Genomic DNA, 16,284 nt, shown 5'->3' with positions numbered 1-16,284 from the left:
CAAGCCGATTCCGATCAACTTCGTGTACGCCAGCCTGGTCACGCCGCCGACCGCGAGCCCCACGGCCACCGCCAGCCCGACGACGAGCGCGAGCCCGACGGCCAGCGCGACCCCGACGGCCAGCGCGACCCCGACGGCGGCGTGACCCCGACGGCGGGCGTGACCCCGACGGGTACCGCGCCCAGCGCGAGCCCGGCCGCTCCCGGTGCGGGCGGCGGCGACGGCGGGGGCCTGCCGGTGACCGGCTCGAACAACGTCGCCGTGGCGGGTGCCGGGGTGGCCCTGCTGATGCTCGGCGGGGTCGGCTACCTGGCGGCCCGCCGACGCCGGACCCGGTTCGTCGCGTAGCACCTCACCGCGAAGTGCCCCGGTCCCGTACGGGACCGGGGCGCTCGTGCCGGTGGTGTTGAATGTAGACAGTCTGCCGCCGGAGGTGTGCTGTGCCCGAACTCTCCCTGCTGATCGAGCCGTCCGTGCCGCTGCCCGCCGACCGGGTCGAGGCGCTCGCCACCGGGCTCGCCGACGACCTGCGCACGGTCCGGGGCTTGCAGATCGGGTACGCGCAGTCGCCGGCCACCTCGCACGGCAAGTCGCCGCAGGCCTGGGAGCTGGGGATGCTGGCCGTCGGCGGGCTCTTCTCCGCCACCACGATGCAGGCGCTCGCCCGGATCGCGGTCGCGTACGCGGACCGGGTCCGGGCGCGCTCGATCCGGCTCCGCAGCGGCGACAACGAGCTGGTCGTCACCGGGTCGACCCGGGTGGACCCGCAGCTCGTCGACCAGCTGGCCCGGCTGCTGGGCGTACCCGCGACGACCGATCCCGCGGCGGGCGCGGCGCTGCCCGCGGCCCGCGGGACCGGCGGGGGCGCCCCCACCGGGAGCTGAGTGTGGGACAGCGACGGGCGCTGCTGATCGCCAACGACCGGTACATCGACGACTCGCTGGCGGACCTCTACGCGCCCCGGGAGGAGGCGCGGGACCTGCTCAGCCTGCTGGCCGACGCGGACGTCGGCGCCTTCGACCAGACCGTGCTGCTGGAGAACTAGTCGAAGAGCTCCATCGAGCGGGCGATCGAGTCGATGCTCCGGGCGGCCGGCCCGGAGGACCTCGTCCTGCTCTACTTCTCCGGCCACGGCGTCCGCACCAGCAAGCGGGGGCGGTTGCCCCTGGCGGTCGCGAACACCGAGGTGGACCACCTCTCGTCGACCGCGATCTCCGCCTCCTTCGTCCGGGAACTGCTCGACGAGTCGGACGCGGCCAGCTCGGTCATCCTGCTCGACTGCTGCTACAGCGGGGCTTTCGAGGGGCACGGCCTCAAGACCACCGACGACCTGGCCATCGACGGCGAGCTGAAGACCGGGTACGGCCGGTACGTCATCACCGCGACCAACTCGGTGGAGCGGGCCGACGACGGACGTCCGGCCTCCGACACGGGGCCCCGGCTGCGGTCGGCCTTCACCGAGACGATCATCCAGGGGCTGAGCACCGGCGCCGCGGACATCACCGGCCAGGGCCGGATCACCCCGGACGACCTCTGGCGGTACGTGCACTTGGAGCTGCCGAAGCGGTCCGCGCAGACGCCGTGCCAGTTCGGCAGCGCGAGCGACGAGATCCACATCGCGCTGTCCCGGGACGGGCAGCACCGGCAGCGGCGGCGCCGGAACCAGCGGGATCCGCGCCTCGGCGACCTGCTCGGGCCGCTGGAGCCGGCCGGCGAGGTGAAGCTCTGCGCCACGGACTGGCGGCGGCGCGGCCTGCTCAAGGTGCCGGTCGGCCAGGCGCAGCGGATCGACCAGCCTGCCGGGGAGCCGGTCTGGCTGGACCTGGCCTCCTCCGACGGGCACCTGCTGGTCGTCGGCCGCGCCGGCACCGGCAAGACCACCCTGCTACGCACCATCATCGGCGGGCTGGCGCTCACCCACTCGGCCGACGAGGTGGCGTTCAACTGCCTGGAGTCCGGCGGGAACTGGCTCGGGCCGATGCGGCGGCTGCCGCACGTGCGGGAGGTGCGCGGCGACGACGAGGTGGGTGAGGTCAGCAAGCTCCTGGACCGGCTGGAGCAGGACGTCCTCGACCGCAAGCAGCTCTTCCGCCACCACGAGCTGGAGTCGCCGGCGAGCCTGCGGGCCCGCCGGGCCGACCTCGACGCCGGGCCGTGCCCGGACGTCTTCCTGGTCGTCGACCGCTGGCAGGACTTCGCCAACCTGCTGCCCGACTTCACCCCGCGGGTGGTCGACCTGGCCAACAAGGGCCTCGGGTACGGGGTCCACGTGGTCATCGCGGAGCGCAGCTGGCGGGTCATCCCGGAGGAGCTGCGGGAGTTGCCGCAGGCCCGGATCGAGACCCGGTTGTCGCAGCCGCACGAATCGTTGATCAACCCGGACCAGGCGGCCCGCCTGCCGCTCAACCTGCCCGGCTGGGCCATCCACGGACGGCGTACCTTCCGCATCGCGTTGCCGGACCTGTCCGCCGGCGACGCCGACGGCGAGGCAGAGGTCGAAGCCGCTGCGCCGGACAGCGGCGCGGTGATGGTGTCGGTGATCGCCGAGGCCTGGGGGACGGACTCGGCGGGCACCACGCCTGCCACCGGGCCGGTGCCGGCCGAGGAGCAGCCGGACGAGACGCTGCTCGTGCTCGGTGTGCCGGACCGGGCGGCGCTGTGGCACTTCGAGGGACGGCGTACCCCGCTCGGGCCGGACTACCTGCGGGTGCCCGTGGGTCTGGACGGCTGGGGGCGTCCGCTGCTGCTCGACCTGAAGGAGTCGGCGCAGGACGGGATGGGCCCGCACGGCCTGCTGGTGGGGGCGACCGGATCCGGCAAGAGCGAACTGCTGCGGACGATCGTGCTGGCCCTCGCGGCGGCCCATGCCCCGGACGAACTCAACCTGGTGCTGATCGACTTCAAGGGCGGCGCGACGTTCGGTCCGCTGGCCGAGCTGCCGCACGTGAGCGCGCTGATCACCAACCTCGCCGACGACCTGGCGCTGATCGACCGGCTGGCGGACGCGCTGACCAGTGAGCTCCTGCGCCGGCAGGAGGTGCTCCGCGCCGCCGGCAACCACGCCAGCCGCTGGGATTACGAGCGGAGCCGGGCGGCCGGGGCCGAGCTGCCTGCGCTGCCCACGATGCTGGTGATCTGTGACGAGTTCTCCGAGCTGCTCACGGCGCGACCCGATTTCATCGACGTCTTCGTCCAGATGGCCCGGGTTGGCCGGTCCCTCGGGGTGCACCTGCTGCTCGCCAGCCAGCGGCTCGAGGAGGGGCGGCTGCGGGGCCTGGAGAGCCACCTGTCGTACCGGATCGGCCTGCGGACCTTCTCCGCGATGGAGAGCCGGGCCGTGCTCGGCGTGCCGGACGCGTACGAGTTGCCGAACGCGCCCGGCCACGGCTACCTGAAGGCGGGCACCACGATGACCCGCTTCCACGCCGCGTACGTCTCCGGGCCGCCGGTGGCGGACGGCGCCGGCGTACCGCCGGACGTGGTGGGATGCAGTCCGCTCGACATCGTCGTGGCGGGGCTGCGCGGCCGGGGCACCCGGGCCCACCAGGTCTGGCTGCCGCCGCTGGCCGAACCGCCCACCCTGGACGAACTTCTCCCGCCGCTGACGCGGGACCCGGTCCGGGGCCTCAGGGTCGTCGGGGAACGGGGCTCGCTGACCGCGACCGTCGGCCTGGTCGACCGGCCCAAGGAGCAGCGCCGCGAACCGCTGCGCCTGGAACTGGCCGGGGGCGGTGGCAACGTCGGCGTGGTGGGCGCGCCGCTGTCCGGTAAGAGCATCGTGCTGCGCTCGCTCGTGGCCTCCCTGGCGCTGACGCACACGCCGCGGGAGGTGCAGTTCTTCTGCCTCGACCTCGGTGGCGGCGCGCTGCGGTCCCTGGAGCGGTTGCCGCACGTCTCCGGCGTCGCCAACCGGCGGGACGCCGAGGCGGTGCGGCGTACGGTCGCGGACGTGAGCGCGGTCCTCGACTCCCGGGAGGCCCGCTTCGCCGCGGGCGGCGTGGAATCCATGGCGGCGTACCGGGCCCGCCGGGCGGCGGGGGAGTTCGCCGACGACCCGTTCGGCGACGTGTTCCTCGTGGTGGACGGATGGAACGCGTTGCGGCAGGAGTACGAGGAGCTGGAGGAGGTCGTCACCGGCATCGCCCGGCGGGGCCTGGGCTTCGGGGTCCACGTGGTGCTCACCGCGGCCCGGTGGCTGGAGGTCCGGCCGACCCTGCGGGACCTGCTGGGCAGCCGGTTGGAGCTGCGGCTCGGCGACCCGAGCGAGTCCGAGATCGACCGGCGGGCGGCGGCGAACGTGCCCCGGTCGCCGGGGCGTGGGCTGGCCCCGGGCCGGCTGCACTTCCTGAGCGCCCTGCCCCGGATCGACGGCCGCGCGGCGGGGAGGACCTGGCCGAGGCGACGGCCGAGCTGGCGGACCGGGTCGCGGGGGCGTGGCCGGGGCAGCCGGCCCCGCCGGTGCGGTTGCTGCCGCGCCGGCTGTCGGTGGTCGAGCTGAACGAGCTGAGCGACCCGTCCGGTACCGGGCTGCCGATCGGGCTGGACGAGTCGTCGCTCGCCCCGGTCCACCTCGACCTGGACCGAGAACCGCACCTCGTCGTCTTCGGCGACGCGGAGTGCGGCAAGACCAACCTGATCCGGCTCATCGCCCGGCAGGTCGTGGCCCGCCGTACGCCCGCCCAGGCCCGGCTGGTCATCGCCGACTACCGGCGCGGCCTGCTCGGCGCGGTCGAGGGCGACCACCTGCTGGACTACGCCCCGTCCCGCCAGGTCCTCGCCGAGGGGCTCGGCTCGATCCGCGAGGCGATGACGAGACGGCTGCCCGGCCCGGACGTCACCCCGCAGCAGCTGCGCGACCGGAGCTGGTGGCACGGGCCCGACCTGTACCTCCTGGTGGACGACTACGACCTGGTCGCCAGCGGCGGCAGCAACCCGGTGAGCATGCTCAACGACCTGCTGCCGCTGGCCCGGGACATCGGCCTGCACCTGATCATCGCCCGCCGGGTCGGCGGCGCCGCCCGGGCACTCTACGAGCCGGTCCTGCAACACCTGCGCGAGCTGGACTCGCCGGGCCTGCTGATGTCCGGCAACCGGGAGGAGGGGGCGATCCTGGGCGGGTTGCGGCCGCAGCCGATGCCGCCCGGCCGGGGGACCCTGGTCCGTCGGCGTGATGGCGCCCGGGTCGTCCAGACCGCCTGGTCGGAGCCCTGACCGAGCCGGGATTCAGGGCGGCGGGGGCAGGGCGTCGAGCGGGTCTTCGGTCCGCCGCCCGCCGTCCTCCCGCTCGTCGCGTACCGGGAAAGCCTGGTGCCCGGTCACGAATCCCAGCGTCAACCAATGGTTGACGAACCCGGTGCGTCAACCTATGGTTGACGCATGACGGATCCCGTGCAGATCAGCAACCCGGTACGCCTCGACGAGCTGATCGAGGCCATCAAGAAGGTGCACACCGACGCGCTGGACCAGCTCAGCGACGCGGTGCTGGTCGCCGACCACCTCGGCGACGTCGCCGACCACCTCATCGGCCACTTCGTCGACCAGGCCCGCCGCTCCGGCGCCTCCTGGACCGAGATCGGGCGCAGCATGGGCGTCACCAAGCAGGCCGCCCAGAAGCGTTCCGCCGCCAAGGCGGAGACCGCCGCCGCCCTCGACCCGAACGCCGGCTTCGGCCGCTTCACCGATCGGGCGCGCAACGTGGTGGTCACCTCCCAGAACGAGGCGCGGCCGCCGGCAGCCCGGAGATCCGCCCCGAGCACGTCGCCCTCGGGCTGCTCGCCGAGCCGGACGGCTCGCCGCCCGGCTGATCGTGGCGCGGGGCGTACCGCTGGAGCGGCTGCGGGAGGTCGTCACCGCGACCTTCCCGGCGCCGGCCGACCAGGTCCCCGACCTGATCCCGTACGACGCGCGGGCCAAGAAGGTGCTGGAGCTGACCTTCCGGGAGGCGCTGCGACTCGGCCACAACTACGTCGGCACCGAGCACATCCTGCTCGCCCTGCTGGAGGAGGAGGCGGGTGACGGCGTCCTCACCGGACTCGGCCTGAACAAGTCGGACATGGAGGCGGGCGTCACCGGCGCCCTCGCCGAGATCGCGCGGCGGCGCCAGTCCTGACGTTCCGCCCGCCCGGGTACGCCGAGGGTGCACCCGGGCGGACGGCCGCGGGATCAGTCGGCGGTGGGGAAGCCGTAGCGGGCGGCGTGCTCCGGGTCGGCCGGGTCGACCTGGCGGATGCCCGCGTCGGCGAGGCGCTTGTTCACCTCGTCCAGCCGCTCCCGCACCAGCCGGGCCTCCTCCTCGGGGACCCGGCCGCGGTGCGGCTTGCCGGCGTGCTCGATGGTGCCGTAGTCGACCTTCTCCGCGATCTTGCGGGCCTTCGGCGGCCTCACCCGCTCGGCCGTGCGCAGCAGCCGGGCCATCGGCACGTCGGTGGCCATCGCGTCGAACTCGCTGGCGGTCAGCACCACCCGGCGTGGCTCACCGCCGCCGTGGCGGTCGTGGATCTCCACCACCGCCACGTCCAGCGCGGCGTCGTCGATGCTTTCCACCTCGACCGGGGTGGCATCCAGTTGCACGGGGCCGGCGACCAGGTCAGGGTGCTCCAGCACGACGACGCGGACCACCTCGTCGTCCGCCTGCAGAACCGTGCCGCTGAAGTCGGAGACGTGGATCGTCTTCTTGCCCATGCGCGGAGCTTCTCCTGTCGTAGGCCGAGTTTTCGGACCAGGAGACGCTACCCGACACCTGTGCGAACGGTCCGGCTGGAGCGCCCGGGTGTGTCGCCGATTTCCTCCGCGTACCTCGTTACAGACTGCCCCGGCGTACCACCCACTCGGTGGGCTGGCCGGTGAGCGCCGCGATGCGGTCGTAGTCCGCGTCGTAGTGCAGCACCGTCGCGCCGTGCGTTTCAGCGGTCGCCGCGATGATCAGATCTGGCAGGCGAAAGTTGCGGTGCTGACTGTCCGCCGCGAGCATCCGGTGGACGGCCAGCGCCCGGTCCATCGCGGCAGCCGTCACATCCATCCACCGGTGCCCGTGCAGTGCCTGCCAGAGGATCTCGTAACCCTTCGGGTGGGGCGCGTTGTTCAGATATTCGAGCGAGGCGATCTGGCTGGCGGCCAGGCGCCCCTCGGCCAGCAGCGTCTCGAACCGGCGTCGAACGGCGGGATGGCGGCCCTGGAGGACGTAGACCGAGGTGTCCGCCAGATAGACCTGACCGGCCATCACGCCGCGTCTGCGTCCCGGGCGTTCTCCGCCAGCCGGCTCAGGTCCCGTCCGCCGCCGTACCGCCAGGCCTCGGCCGACTCGCCGAAGTCCGTCTCCACCTGGTCGAAGGCCGCCACGATCTCCTTGGCCTGACGGCGCACGGCGATGGCGTGGAGGGCGGCGTTGATGGTCGCCACCGTGGTGTCGGTGCCCAGCACCTCACGGGCGGCGTCGAGCCACTCGTCGTTGACGTCCACGGTGATGCGCGTCATGCCCCTGACCCCAGACCACCGGTTGAGGCCCGATAGCACCACAAGTTGCGGCGATCTGGTGCGTCAGCGGGCGCTGAGGCCGCGCCGGGTGGCGGCGGGCGGCAGTGCGTTCAGCTCGGCCCAGGAGAGTGTGGCGTCCCTCCGAACCTCCCGGTACGGCGGCTGCGCCGGGAACCGCCCGGCGGCCTCGGCCGCCCGCCAGCTCCGCTCGGTGTCCTGCTGGTACCGGTCATTCGGCTGATTCGGCATGACCATTACCGTCCCAGAGAAAGTTGTACATGTATGGAAATAGATATGACGCTCGATCGATGCGTCAGGTTCCCGCGGCCGGCAACCGGACCACGAACCGGCAGCCATCGGCGATGTTCTGGACGTCTACCCGCCCGCCGTGCGCCTCAATCAGCCCGCGCACGATCGCCAGCCCCAGCCCGCCCGATCCCTCCCCGCCGCCGTTGCCCGGGCGCGGGGTCCGCGCCGGCTCCCCCCGGAACGCCACGTCGAAGAGGCGGGGCAGGTCCGCCTCGGGGATGCCGCCGCAGGTGTCCGCCACCGCCAGCCAGGCGGTGTCCGCGTCCCGGCCGGCGTCCACCCGGACCGTGCCGTCCTCCGGCGTGTAGCGGACCGCGTTCAGCAGCAGGTTGCCGACCGCCCGGGCCAGCTCCGGCTCGCTGGCGGTCACCGTCGGCCAGCCCGACTCGGCGGCGACCAGCCGGATCCGCCGGGCCGCGGCAAGCGGGGCGGTGCTCGCGAGGGCGTCGGAGACCACATCGCCCAGCGGCACCGCGGACAGCGACAGCCGCAGCGCGCCCGCGTTGATCCGGGACAGCTCGAACAGGTCGTCGACCAGCCGGGTCATCCGGTCGGTCTCCACCCGGATCCGGCGGTGGTACTCGTCGACCGTGTCCGGGTCGCGGACCACCCGGTCCTCCAGCGCCTCGGCCATCGCGCGCAGCCCGGCCAGCGGCGTACGCAGGTCGTGCGAGACCCAGGCGACCAGGTCCCGGCGGCCCTTCTCGATCCGCCGCTCCCGCTCCCGCGCCTGGTCCGCCCAGACCGCCGCCGCGGCCAGCCGCCGGCCGAAGAGCCAGCCGACCGCGAGACTCACCGCGGCGGCGGCGGAGACGGTGATCAGCACCACCTCCAGGTCGTGCGGGGAGAGGAACATCGCCTCGGCGACCACCGCCACCCCGGCCACCACCGCGGACACGGTCATGACCAGCAGCACGACGACGTGCACCAGGATCGAGCGGCCGCGCAGCAGCCGCAGGGCGACCGCACCGAGCAGCCCGACGCAGAGCGCCGCGGCCAGCGCCGCCCCGAAGATCAGCGCCAGGTCACGCATCGGCCGGCTCGTAGCGGTAGCCGACGCCCCAGACGGTGACGATCCGCCGGGGGTTCGCCGGGTCGGCCTCGATCTTCTCCCGCAGCCGGCGGACGTGGACGGTGACGGTGGACTGGTCGCCGAAGCTCCAGCCCCAGACCCGGTCCAGCAGCTCCGCCCGGCGGAACGCCCGCGCCGGATGCCGCATCAGGTGGGCCAGCAGGTCGAACTCGCGCAGGGTGAGAGTCAGCTCCCGGCCGTGCAGGCGGGCCACCCGAGGACCCGTCTGCACCTCCAGGCCGTCGTCGGTCAGCACCTCCGGCGGCGTGACCGGTTCCCCGCCGGCCCGGCGCAGCACCGAGCGCACCCGCAGCACCAGCTCGCGAGGGGAGAACGGCTTGCTCAGGTAGTCGTCCGCGCCCAGCTGGAGGCCGAGGATCCGGTCGGCCTCGTCGCCGCGCGCGGTCAGCATCACGATGGGTACGCCGTCCGGCCGCTCCCGCAGCCGGCGGCAGACCTCCAGCCCGTCCAGCACCGGCAGCATCAGGTCGAGCACGACCAGGTGCGGTGGTTGCCGCGCCACGGCGGCCAGCGCGGCGGCCCCGTCGCCGACGTGGTCGACCTGGTAGCCGGCGTGCTCCAGGTACCGGCAGACCACGTCGCTGACCGTCCGATCGTCATCGACCACCAGCACCCGCTGCGCCACCGGCGTACCTCCCCCTGGTGTGCCCAGCGTATCGGCGGGTGGATCAGCCGATCCATTGCGAGGTCCTTACGGTCCGCCGTCCGCCCGAAGCTTCCGCGGCCGGTCAGGACACGGTCCAGAGCAGGTGGTTGACCGCCAGCGCGGTGACCCCCTGCCCGGCCAGCCACCAGCGCCGGTCGCCGGCCGGGAGCCGGGCGACGGCGACCAGCAGCCAGACCGCGAAGGGCAGCCAGATCCGTTCCACCTCGGCCTTGGAGAGCCCGGACACGTCGGCGGCGGCCACGGTCAGCGCGGCGGCCAGCGACAGCCAGACTGCGGGCCCGGTACGGACGTCGGTCGGGGCGGTGGCCGGGGCGGCGGCGTCGATCGGGGCGTCGGCGTCGGCCGGGGCGGTGGTCCGGGTGGATCCGCGGGTGAGCGGGGCGATCCGGGCGCGGGCCGCGGCCAGCGCCGGGCGGAGGCTGCGGGCCAGGGCGGGGCCCGCCGCCGGGCCGTGCTGAGCAGCAGCGCGGCCAGGTTCGCCCAGACCCAGTAGGCGTACGGGCGGTCCGCCGCCCAGCCCTGGTAGTAGCGCCGCACGACCAGGTGGTACCCGTCGAGCCACCAGAAGCCGTAGCCGACGAACACGGCGGTCACCGCGGCCACGCCCAGCCCGGCGGTGCACAGCGCGCGGATCCGGTCGGCGGACCGCAGCGCCAGCACGGTCAACGCCAGCAGCCCGGCCAGCACCAGCCCGTACGACAGGTGCAGGGCGACGCCGAGCAGCAGCCCGCCCACCCCGGGCGCCCAGCGCCCCGGGCGGGCCAGCAGGGCGAGCCCGGCGGCCACCACGGCGGCGAAGATCCCGTCGGCGGAGGCGCCCACCCAGACCGCGCCGGGCAGCAGCACCAGGAACGGCAGCACCGCGCGGGCGGCCGGTTCGTCGCCGAGCGCCCGCAGTGTCAGCGGCACCGAGACGGTGACCGTCGCCCCGACCAGGACGCAGGCCAACGCCGCCGCCGTGCCGCCGCCGAGACCGATCCGGTCCAGCCCGACGAAGACCAGCAGCGCGCCCGGTGGGTGCCCAGCGGTGTGGGTGGACCAGGAGTCGGGCCGGAAGTCGAGGATCCGCTCGGTGAAGCCGGCCAGCATGGTGGGCACGTCCCGCACCCGGGGCACCTCGTGCAGGTACTCCGCCTGCACGGTGAGCCGCTCGGTCAGCCCGGCTCGCCAGCCGTCCACCAGGGCCAGCGACAGCGTCCAGGCGACCGTGGCGAGCCAGCCGGCGGCCAGCAGCCACGGCCAGGGCAGTCGACGGGCGAGGTGCGGGCCGCGTGCCACCACGCCGCCGGCGAGCAGGACGGCCGGCAGGGTGCCCCAGCCGAAGTGCGGTCGCCAGGTGGCGTAGAGCGGCGCGGCGTCGGCGTGCAGCCCGGCGTCGTGGTGGTTGAGCACGGCGCCGACCGCCACCGCCGCGGCCAGCAGCGCCGCCTCGACGGCGAGCACGGTCAGGTCCCGGCGGCGGCCGGCGGTCAGGTGGCGGGTCATGGTGACCGCCGAGGCTACGGCCGCCTGCCCGGCGGTCGGAAGCGCCCGGACGGGGACGTCAGCGACTCGTAAGGAACCGTTGCGGCGTAAGGGTTCCGTAACCGAGACGCGGTCCCGGAGCGGGGCCGGGTCGGCCTAGCGTCCCGGGCATGGAGACAGAGGTCGACGTGGTGCTGCCGTGCCTGGACGAGGCGGCCGCCCTGCCCGGTGTGCTCGCCGGACTGCCGCCCGGCTACCGCGCCGTCGTGGTGGACAACGGCTCCACCGACGGCTCGCCTGAGGTGGCCGCCGCGCACGGCGCCCGGGTGGTGCACGAACCCCGGCGCGGCTACGGCGCCGCCGTCCACACCGGACTGCTCGCCGCCCGCACCGAGCTGGTCTGCGTGCTGGACGCGGACGGCTCGTTCGACCCGGGGGAGTTGCCCAGGCTGGCCGGGCCGGTGCTGGCGGGGCGGGCCGACCTGGTCGCCGGGCGCCGCCGGCCGGTCACCCGCGCAGCCTGGCCGTGGCACGCCCGCGCCGGCAACGCGCTCCTCGCGGCCGGGCTGCGCCGCCGGGGCGTACCGGTGCACGACCTGAGCCCGATCCGGGTGGCCCGCCGGGCGGCGCTGTTGGACCTCGGCGTCGCGGACCGCGCCTTCGGCTACCCGCTGGAGCTGCTGGTCCGGGCGGCGGCCGCCGGGTGGCGGATCGTCGAGCTGGACGTGCCGTACGCGCCGCGGGCGGCCGGCACCCGGTCGAAGGTCTCCGGTTCGGTGCGCGGCACCGCCCGCGCGGTACGCGACATGACGGCGGTGCTGCGCAGCGGGGTCGCCCCGGTGAGCGCGAGGCCGGAGCCCCGCGATCGCGAACGAAGGGCGGCTCCGGTGAGCGCGCGGAGTCCAGCGGAGCGGAGGCCCGCGAACGAAGGACGCCCCTCGTGACGGTGCTGCTGGTGATGGCGAAGGCGCCGGTGCCGGGCCGGGTGAAGACCCGGCTCTGCCCACCGCTCGACGCCGAGCGGGCCGCGGCGGTCGCCGCCTGATCGCCGGGTTCGTGGAGTACGGGATCGTGGCGTCGATGCAGCCGGCGTTCGACCGGCTGTGGGGCGGCGCGGGCCGGATGTACGAGTCGCGGCTGGGCCTTTCCCGGTCGTTGGAGTCCAACCCGATGGGGGCGATGCACTCGGTCGGGGTGGCGTTGGCGTTCGGGTCGGACTCGCCGGTGACGCCGCTGGACCCGTGGGGTTCGGTGCGGGCCGCCGCGGCGCACCACAATCCGGCGCAGCGGATGAGCGCGCGGGCGGCGTTCGCCGCGCACACCCGCGGCGGGTGGCGGGCGGTGCACCTGGACAACGAGGGTGTGCTCGCGCTGGGCGCGCCGGCGACGTTCGCGGTGTGGTCCACCCCGGCCGGGGTGGACCGGGGACTGCCGGTGCTGCTGGCCGAGGACCCGGAGCTGCGGGGCGCGGACGATCCGACGCCGCTGCCGGTGTGCCGGGCCACGGTGCTGCGGGGTGACGTGATCTATCAGGAAGGGTCTTCGTGAGCGAGCGGAGCGAGCGAACCATCGGTACAGACGGGGGCGCGACAGCGTGACGGGCAAGCTTGAGCTGGATCCGGCGCTGGTGGCGCGGGCGCGGGAGTTGGCGCGCCGCGCCGGGCAGCCGGTGGTGGATCTGGCGCGCAGCCACACCACCGTGTCGGTGGAGCGGGCGGTGCTGCGGCTGGCCGGGGTGACCGGCGCCGACCCCGACGGCATCCCGTGGGTGAACCGCCTGGTCGACGCGGTGGTCGCCGACACCGGCCTGGGGCACGGCGTCGCGGCGGCGGTGTTCGACGCCCTGGCGCGGGAGGGCATCACCGATGTGACGCTGCTGGCGCAGAAGGGCGCCGCCGGGTCGGTGCGGTTCACGCAGCCCACCGGGAAGGCGGCCACCGCGGCGCGTAAGGCCGCCCGGAAGGCGGTCGCCGCCGGGGTCCGGCAGGTCGACCGGCGCCGGGCCGAGCGGGACCGCCTGGTGAAGCGGTACGGGGACCCGAAGCAGCGGCCGTGGATCTACCTGATCGTGGCCACCGGGGACATCTACGAGGACATCCCGCAGGCGCAGGCCGCGGCCCGCGCCGGCGCGGACGTCATCGCGGTGATCCGGTCGACGGGGCAGTCGCTGCTGGACTACGTGCCGGAGGGCGCGACCCGGGAGGGTTTCGCCGGCACGTACGCCACGCAGGAGAACTTCCGGCTGATGCGGGCGGCCCTGGACGAGTCGTCGAAGGAGCTGGGCCGGTACGTGCGGCTGACGAACTACGCGTCGGGTCTGTGCATGCCGGAGATGGCGACGCTGGCCGGCCTGGAACGCCTCGACATGATGCTCAACGACTCGATGTACGGGATCCTGTTCCGCGACATCAACCCGATCCGCACCTTCGTCGACCAGCGGTTCTCCCGGCAGGTGCACGCCCGGGCGGGGATCATCATCAACACCGGTGAGGACAACTACCTCACCACCGCCGACGCCGTCGACGAGGCGCACACGGTGACGGTGTCGCAGCTGCTCAACGAGTACTTCGCGCACGAGGCGGGGTTGGCCGACTGGCAGTTGGGGCTGGGGCACGCGTTCGAGATCAACCCGGACGTGCCGGAGTCGTTCCGCCTCGAACTGGCGCACGCGCTGCTGGCCCGGGAGTTGTTCCCCGACGCGCCGCTGAAGTGGATGCCGCCGACGAAGCACATGACCGGTGACGTGTTCCGCGGCAACCTGCTCGACGGGTTCTTCAACCTGGTGGGCACCATGACCGGGCAGGGCATCCTGCTGGTCGGCATGATGACCGAGGCGGTGGTGACGCCGTGGCTGTCCGACCGGGACATCGCCCTGCAGAACGTCCGCTACGTGCTGGGCGCGGCCGGCGGGCTGCACGAGGACTTCGTGCCCGCGCCCGGCGGGTTCATCCAGCAGCGCGCCAACCGGGTGCTCGGTGAGGCCCTGGAGCTGCTGGAGCGCATCGGGGACCAGTCGCTGCTCACGGCCATCGCCGAGGGCACCTTCGGGATCATGAAGCGGCCCGCGGACCGGGGCAAGGGCCTCGACGGGGTCGCCAGGCACGAGGGCGACTACTACAACCCGGCCACCGACATCCTGGAAGGGCAGCAGGCGTGAGCGTCGTCGAGACCGGCGCGGGCGCCGAGAAGAAGATCGTGCGGCCGTACGGGGACACCACCGGCGACGGCATGGTGCAGGTGTCGTTCACCCTGCCGGTGCCGCACGACAAGCGGGCCGAGGGCGCGGCGGTCCAGCTCGCGAACAAGATGGGCATCGACCCGGCGATGCTGGTGCACGCCAAGCCCATCGGTGACGGGTTCACCTTCTTCGTGGTGTACGGGCGGGTGAACCACCTGGTGGACCTCGCCGCGGTGCAGGTGGTCGAGCGGGACTTCCCGCTGCTGTCGGCCAAGGAGGTCAACGCGGTGGTGAAGCAGAAGTTGCGGCGCAAGCTGTCCGTGGTGGGGGCGTGCATCGGCACCGACGCGCACACCGTGGGCATCGACGCGATCCTCAACGTCAAGGGCATCGCCGGTGAGAAGGGCCTGGAGTACTACCGGGAGTTGAAGGTCACCAACCTGGGCGCGCAGGTCAGCGTGCCGGAGCTGGTGGAGGCCGCCCGGGTCGAGAAGGCCGACGCGGTGCTGGTGTCGCAGGTCGTCACCCAGCGCGACGCGCACCTGCACAACACCCGGGAGATGTCCGCGGCGTTCCGCGAGGCGATGCCGGCCGGGAAGCGGCCGCTGCTGATCGTCGGCGGCCCCCGGTTCGACGAGACGATGACCGACGAGTTGGGCGTGGACCGGATCTTCGGCCGGGGCACCACCCCCGGCGAGGTCGCCAGCTACCTGGTCCACGCGCTGATCACGAGCAAGAAGGCGAGAGCATGAGTGACTCCCGGGTCGGTCTGACCGTCACCCACCGCCGGTACGTGCCGTACTCGCACGCCCACTACGCGGGGCACCTGGTCGACGGGGCGTACGCGCTGGGGCTGTTCGGGGACGTCGCCACCGAGGTGTGCATCCGCACCGACGGCGACGAGGGGCTGTTCGCCTCCTACTCCGACGTGCAGTTCCGGGCGCCGATGAAGGCCGGTGACGTGCTCGAGGTGACCGCGACGGTGACCCGGGTGGGCACCCGCAGCCGCACCATCGACTTCGCCGCGCGGGTGGTGTGCCGGGGCCGGCCGGACAAGTCCGAGTCCGCCGCCGAGGTCCTCGCGGAGCCGATCGTGGCGGTCACCGCGACCGGCACGGTGGTCGTACCCCCGGCGGCGTGAACGTCGCCGTCTGCGCCGATGTCGGGTCGACGTACACCAAGGCGGCGGTGGTCGACCTCGACGGCGGCGCGCTGGTCGCGGCCGCGTCGGCGCGACCACCGTCGGCACGGACGTGCTGCACGGCCTGGACGCTGCCGTCGGCGCGGCCACCGCCCGGCTCGACGCAGCCGACGCGCCCTGGTACGTCTGCTCGTCGCCGGCGGCGGCTGCGCCTCGCGGTGATCGGCTACGAACCCCTCGTCACCGCGCAGGCCGGCCGGCGGGTCGGCCTGTCCGCCGGCGCGAACGTGGTGCACGTGGCCGCCGGTCGGCTCGCCGCGGCCGACCTGACCGCGCTGCGGGCCGCCCGCCCCGACGTGGTGCTGCTGGTCGGCGGCACCGACGGCGGCGACGCCGACACGCTCACCCACAACGCCACCCGGCTGGCCCGGGCCCGCTGGCGGGTGCCCGTGGTGCTCGCCGGTAACGCCGACGTCCGCGACGACCTGCGCGCCCTGCTCGCCGCCGCGAAGGTGCCGGTGACCGTCGCCGACAACGTGCTGCCCCGCATCGGGGTGCTCGCCCCCGCGTCGGCGCGGGCGGCGATCCGCGAGGTGTTCCTGCGCCACGTCATCGGCGGCAAACGGCTCTCCCGCGGCACCCGCTTCGCCCGGCTGGTGCGGGCCGCCACCCCCGACGCGGTGCTCACCGGGGTGGAGGTCCTCGCCGACGCCCTCGGCGGTGACCTCGCCGTCGTCGACGTCGGCGGCGCCACCACCGACGTGTACTCGATGCTCACCCCCGACGAGCGGGACAGCGGGCCCGGGCGGGAGGTCGCCGGCAGCCTGTGGCGGGCCCGCACCGTCGAGGGGGACCTGGGCATGCGGTGGAGCGCCCCGGGCGTGGTGCGCGCCGCCGCCGAGGAACGTCTCCTCGCCCCGGCCGAGCAGGACGACCTGGCCGCCGCGGCGGCGGTGCGG

Annotated in this window: 15 protein-coding genes and 4 pseudogenes; 12 read left to right on the top strand and 7 right to left on the bottom strand. The window is 74.2% G+C overall.

Going from position 1 to position 16,284, the window contains the following annotated elements; translation table 11 throughout:
* The first annotated feature begins 159 nt into the window (after positions 1 to 159).
* From JNW87_RS07745 to JNW87_RS07720, 6 genes and pseudogenes are all read left to right on the top strand, one after another.
* Complete coding sequence (locus tag JNW87_RS07745; RefSeq protein WP_375373476.1) at positions 160 to 348, top strand: LPXTG cell wall anchor domain-containing protein; 189 nt, start codon at positions 160 to 162, stop codon at positions 346 to 348.
* Positions 349 to 440: 92 nt separating this feature from the next.
* A complete protein-coding gene (locus JNW87_RS07740) occupies positions 441 to 884 on the top strand; it encodes a hypothetical protein (RefSeq protein WP_109803295.1) in 444 nt (147 codons plus the stop codon).
* 2 nt (positions 885 to 886) lie between these two features.
* On the top strand, positions 887 to 1,045 hold the full coding sequence (locus JNW87_RS07735; RefSeq protein WP_161557915.1) for a hypothetical protein: 159 nt from the start codon (positions 887 to 889) through the stop codon (positions 1,043 to 1,045).
* Positions 1,046 to 1,057: 12 nt separating this feature from the next.
* Positions 1,058 to 4,498 carry a type VII secretion protein EccCb gene (gene eccCb, locus JNW87_RS07730; RefSeq protein ID WP_309233919.1) on the top strand — a complete coding sequence of 1,147 codons (3,441 nt, stop codon included), beginning with the start codon at positions 1,058 to 1,060 and terminating at the stop codon, positions 4,496 to 4,498.
* Entirely contained in the window at positions 4,459 to 5,211 is a 753-nt protein-coding gene (locus tag JNW87_RS07725) for a hypothetical protein (RefSeq protein ID WP_238453386.1), read from the top strand. The genes eccCb and JNW87_RS07725 overlap by 40 nt, the downstream gene beginning before the upstream one ends.
* A gap of 165 nt (positions 5,212 to 5,376) precedes the next feature.
* Positions 5,377 to 6,109: pseudogene (locus JNW87_RS07720) on the top strand (Clp protease N-terminal domain-containing protein).
* 53 nt (positions 6,110 to 6,162) lie between these two features.
* Here JNW87_RS07720 and JNW87_RS07715 read toward each other — a convergent pair.
* The 7 genes and pseudogenes from JNW87_RS07715 to JNW87_RS07680 all read right to left on the bottom strand — a co-directional run bounded on the left by JNW87_RS07715 (position 6,163) and on the right by JNW87_RS07680 (position 11,027).
* Positions 6,163 to 6,681 carry a hypothetical protein gene (locus JNW87_RS07715; protein WP_109803298.1) on the bottom strand — a complete coding sequence of 173 codons (519 nt, stop codon included), beginning with the start codon at positions 6,679 to 6,681 and terminating at the stop codon, positions 6,163 to 6,165.
* 118 nt (positions 6,682 to 6,799) lie between these two features.
* Positions 6,800 to 7,219 (bottom strand): PIN domain nuclease, encoded by a 420-nt coding sequence (locus JNW87_RS07710; RefSeq protein WP_109803299.1) that lies wholly within the window; start codon positions 7,217 to 7,219, stop codon positions 6,800 to 6,802.
* The gene (locus JNW87_RS07705) at positions 7,219 to 7,473 is read right to left on the bottom strand and encodes a DUF2191 domain-containing protein (RefSeq protein ID WP_109803300.1); all 255 of its coding nucleotides are present in this window, start codon (positions 7,471 to 7,473) and stop codon (positions 7,219 to 7,221) included. Before JNW87_RS07705 ends, JNW87_RS07710 begins: the two co-directional genes overlap by 1 nt.
* A 63-nt stretch (positions 7,474 to 7,536) precedes the next feature.
* A complete protein-coding gene (locus JNW87_RS07700; RefSeq protein ID WP_109803306.1) occupies positions 7,537 to 7,722 on the bottom strand; it encodes a DNA repair protein in 186 nt (61 codons plus the stop codon).
* Between the two features lie 64 nt (positions 7,723 to 7,786).
* Complete coding sequence (locus JNW87_RS07695) at positions 7,787 to 8,815, bottom strand: sensor histidine kinase KdpD (protein WP_238453385.1); 1,029 nt, start codon at positions 8,813 to 8,815, stop codon at positions 7,787 to 7,789.
* Positions 8,808 to 9,500 (bottom strand): response regulator transcription factor, encoded by a 693-nt coding sequence (locus JNW87_RS07690; protein WP_109803301.1) that lies wholly within the window; start codon positions 9,498 to 9,500, stop codon positions 8,808 to 8,810. The genes JNW87_RS07695 and JNW87_RS07690 overlap by 8 nt, the downstream gene beginning before the upstream one ends.
* A 103-nt stretch (positions 9,501 to 9,603) precedes the next feature.
* A pseudogene (locus JNW87_RS07680) lies at positions 9,604 to 11,027 on the bottom strand (hypothetical protein).
* Positions 11,028 to 11,176: 149 nt separating this feature from the next.
* Between JNW87_RS07680 and JNW87_RS07675 the strand changes: the two are divergent.
* From JNW87_RS07675 to JNW87_RS07645, 6 genes and pseudogenes are all read left to right on the top strand, one after another.
* Positions 11,177 to 11,833 (top strand): annotated as a pseudogene (locus tag JNW87_RS07675) (glycosyltransferase family 2 protein); the annotation flags it as partial.
* 142 nt (positions 11,834 to 11,975) lie between these two features.
* A pseudogene (locus JNW87_RS07665) lies at positions 11,976 to 12,554 on the top strand (amidohydrolase family protein); the annotation flags it as partial.
* Positions 12,555 to 12,600: 46 nt separating this feature from the next.
* Complete coding sequence (locus JNW87_RS07660) at positions 12,601 to 14,163, top strand: lysine 5,6-aminomutase subunit alpha (protein WP_109803241.1); 1,563 nt, start codon at positions 12,601 to 12,603, stop codon at positions 14,161 to 14,163.
* Positions 14,160 to 14,936, top strand: a complete 777-nt coding sequence (locus JNW87_RS07655) for an OAM dimerization domain-containing protein (RefSeq protein ID WP_109803242.1) — start codon at positions 14,160 to 14,162, stop codon at positions 14,934 to 14,936. Before JNW87_RS07660 ends, JNW87_RS07655 begins: the two co-directional genes overlap by 4 nt.
* On the top strand, positions 14,933 to 15,325 hold the full coding sequence (locus JNW87_RS07650; protein WP_109803243.1) for a hotdog domain-containing protein: 393 nt from the start codon (positions 14,933 to 14,935) through the stop codon (positions 15,323 to 15,325). Before JNW87_RS07655 ends, JNW87_RS07650 begins: the two co-directional genes overlap by 4 nt.
* Positions 15,322 to 16,284: glutamate mutase L (locus tag JNW87_RS07645; protein WP_238453384.1), on the top strand; the 963-nt coding region annotated here is incomplete at its 3' end. The genes JNW87_RS07650 and JNW87_RS07645, both read left to right, overlap by 4 nt.

The sequence above is a fragment of the Micromonospora sp. ATA51 genome, from assembly GCF_016802855.1.
GTDB classification, from domain to species: Bacteria; Actinomycetota; Actinomycetes; order Mycobacteriales; family Micromonosporaceae; genus Micromonospora; species Micromonospora sicca.
Note: the sequence above shows the minus strand (reverse complement) of the source record. Positions and strands in the feature narration are given on the sequence as shown.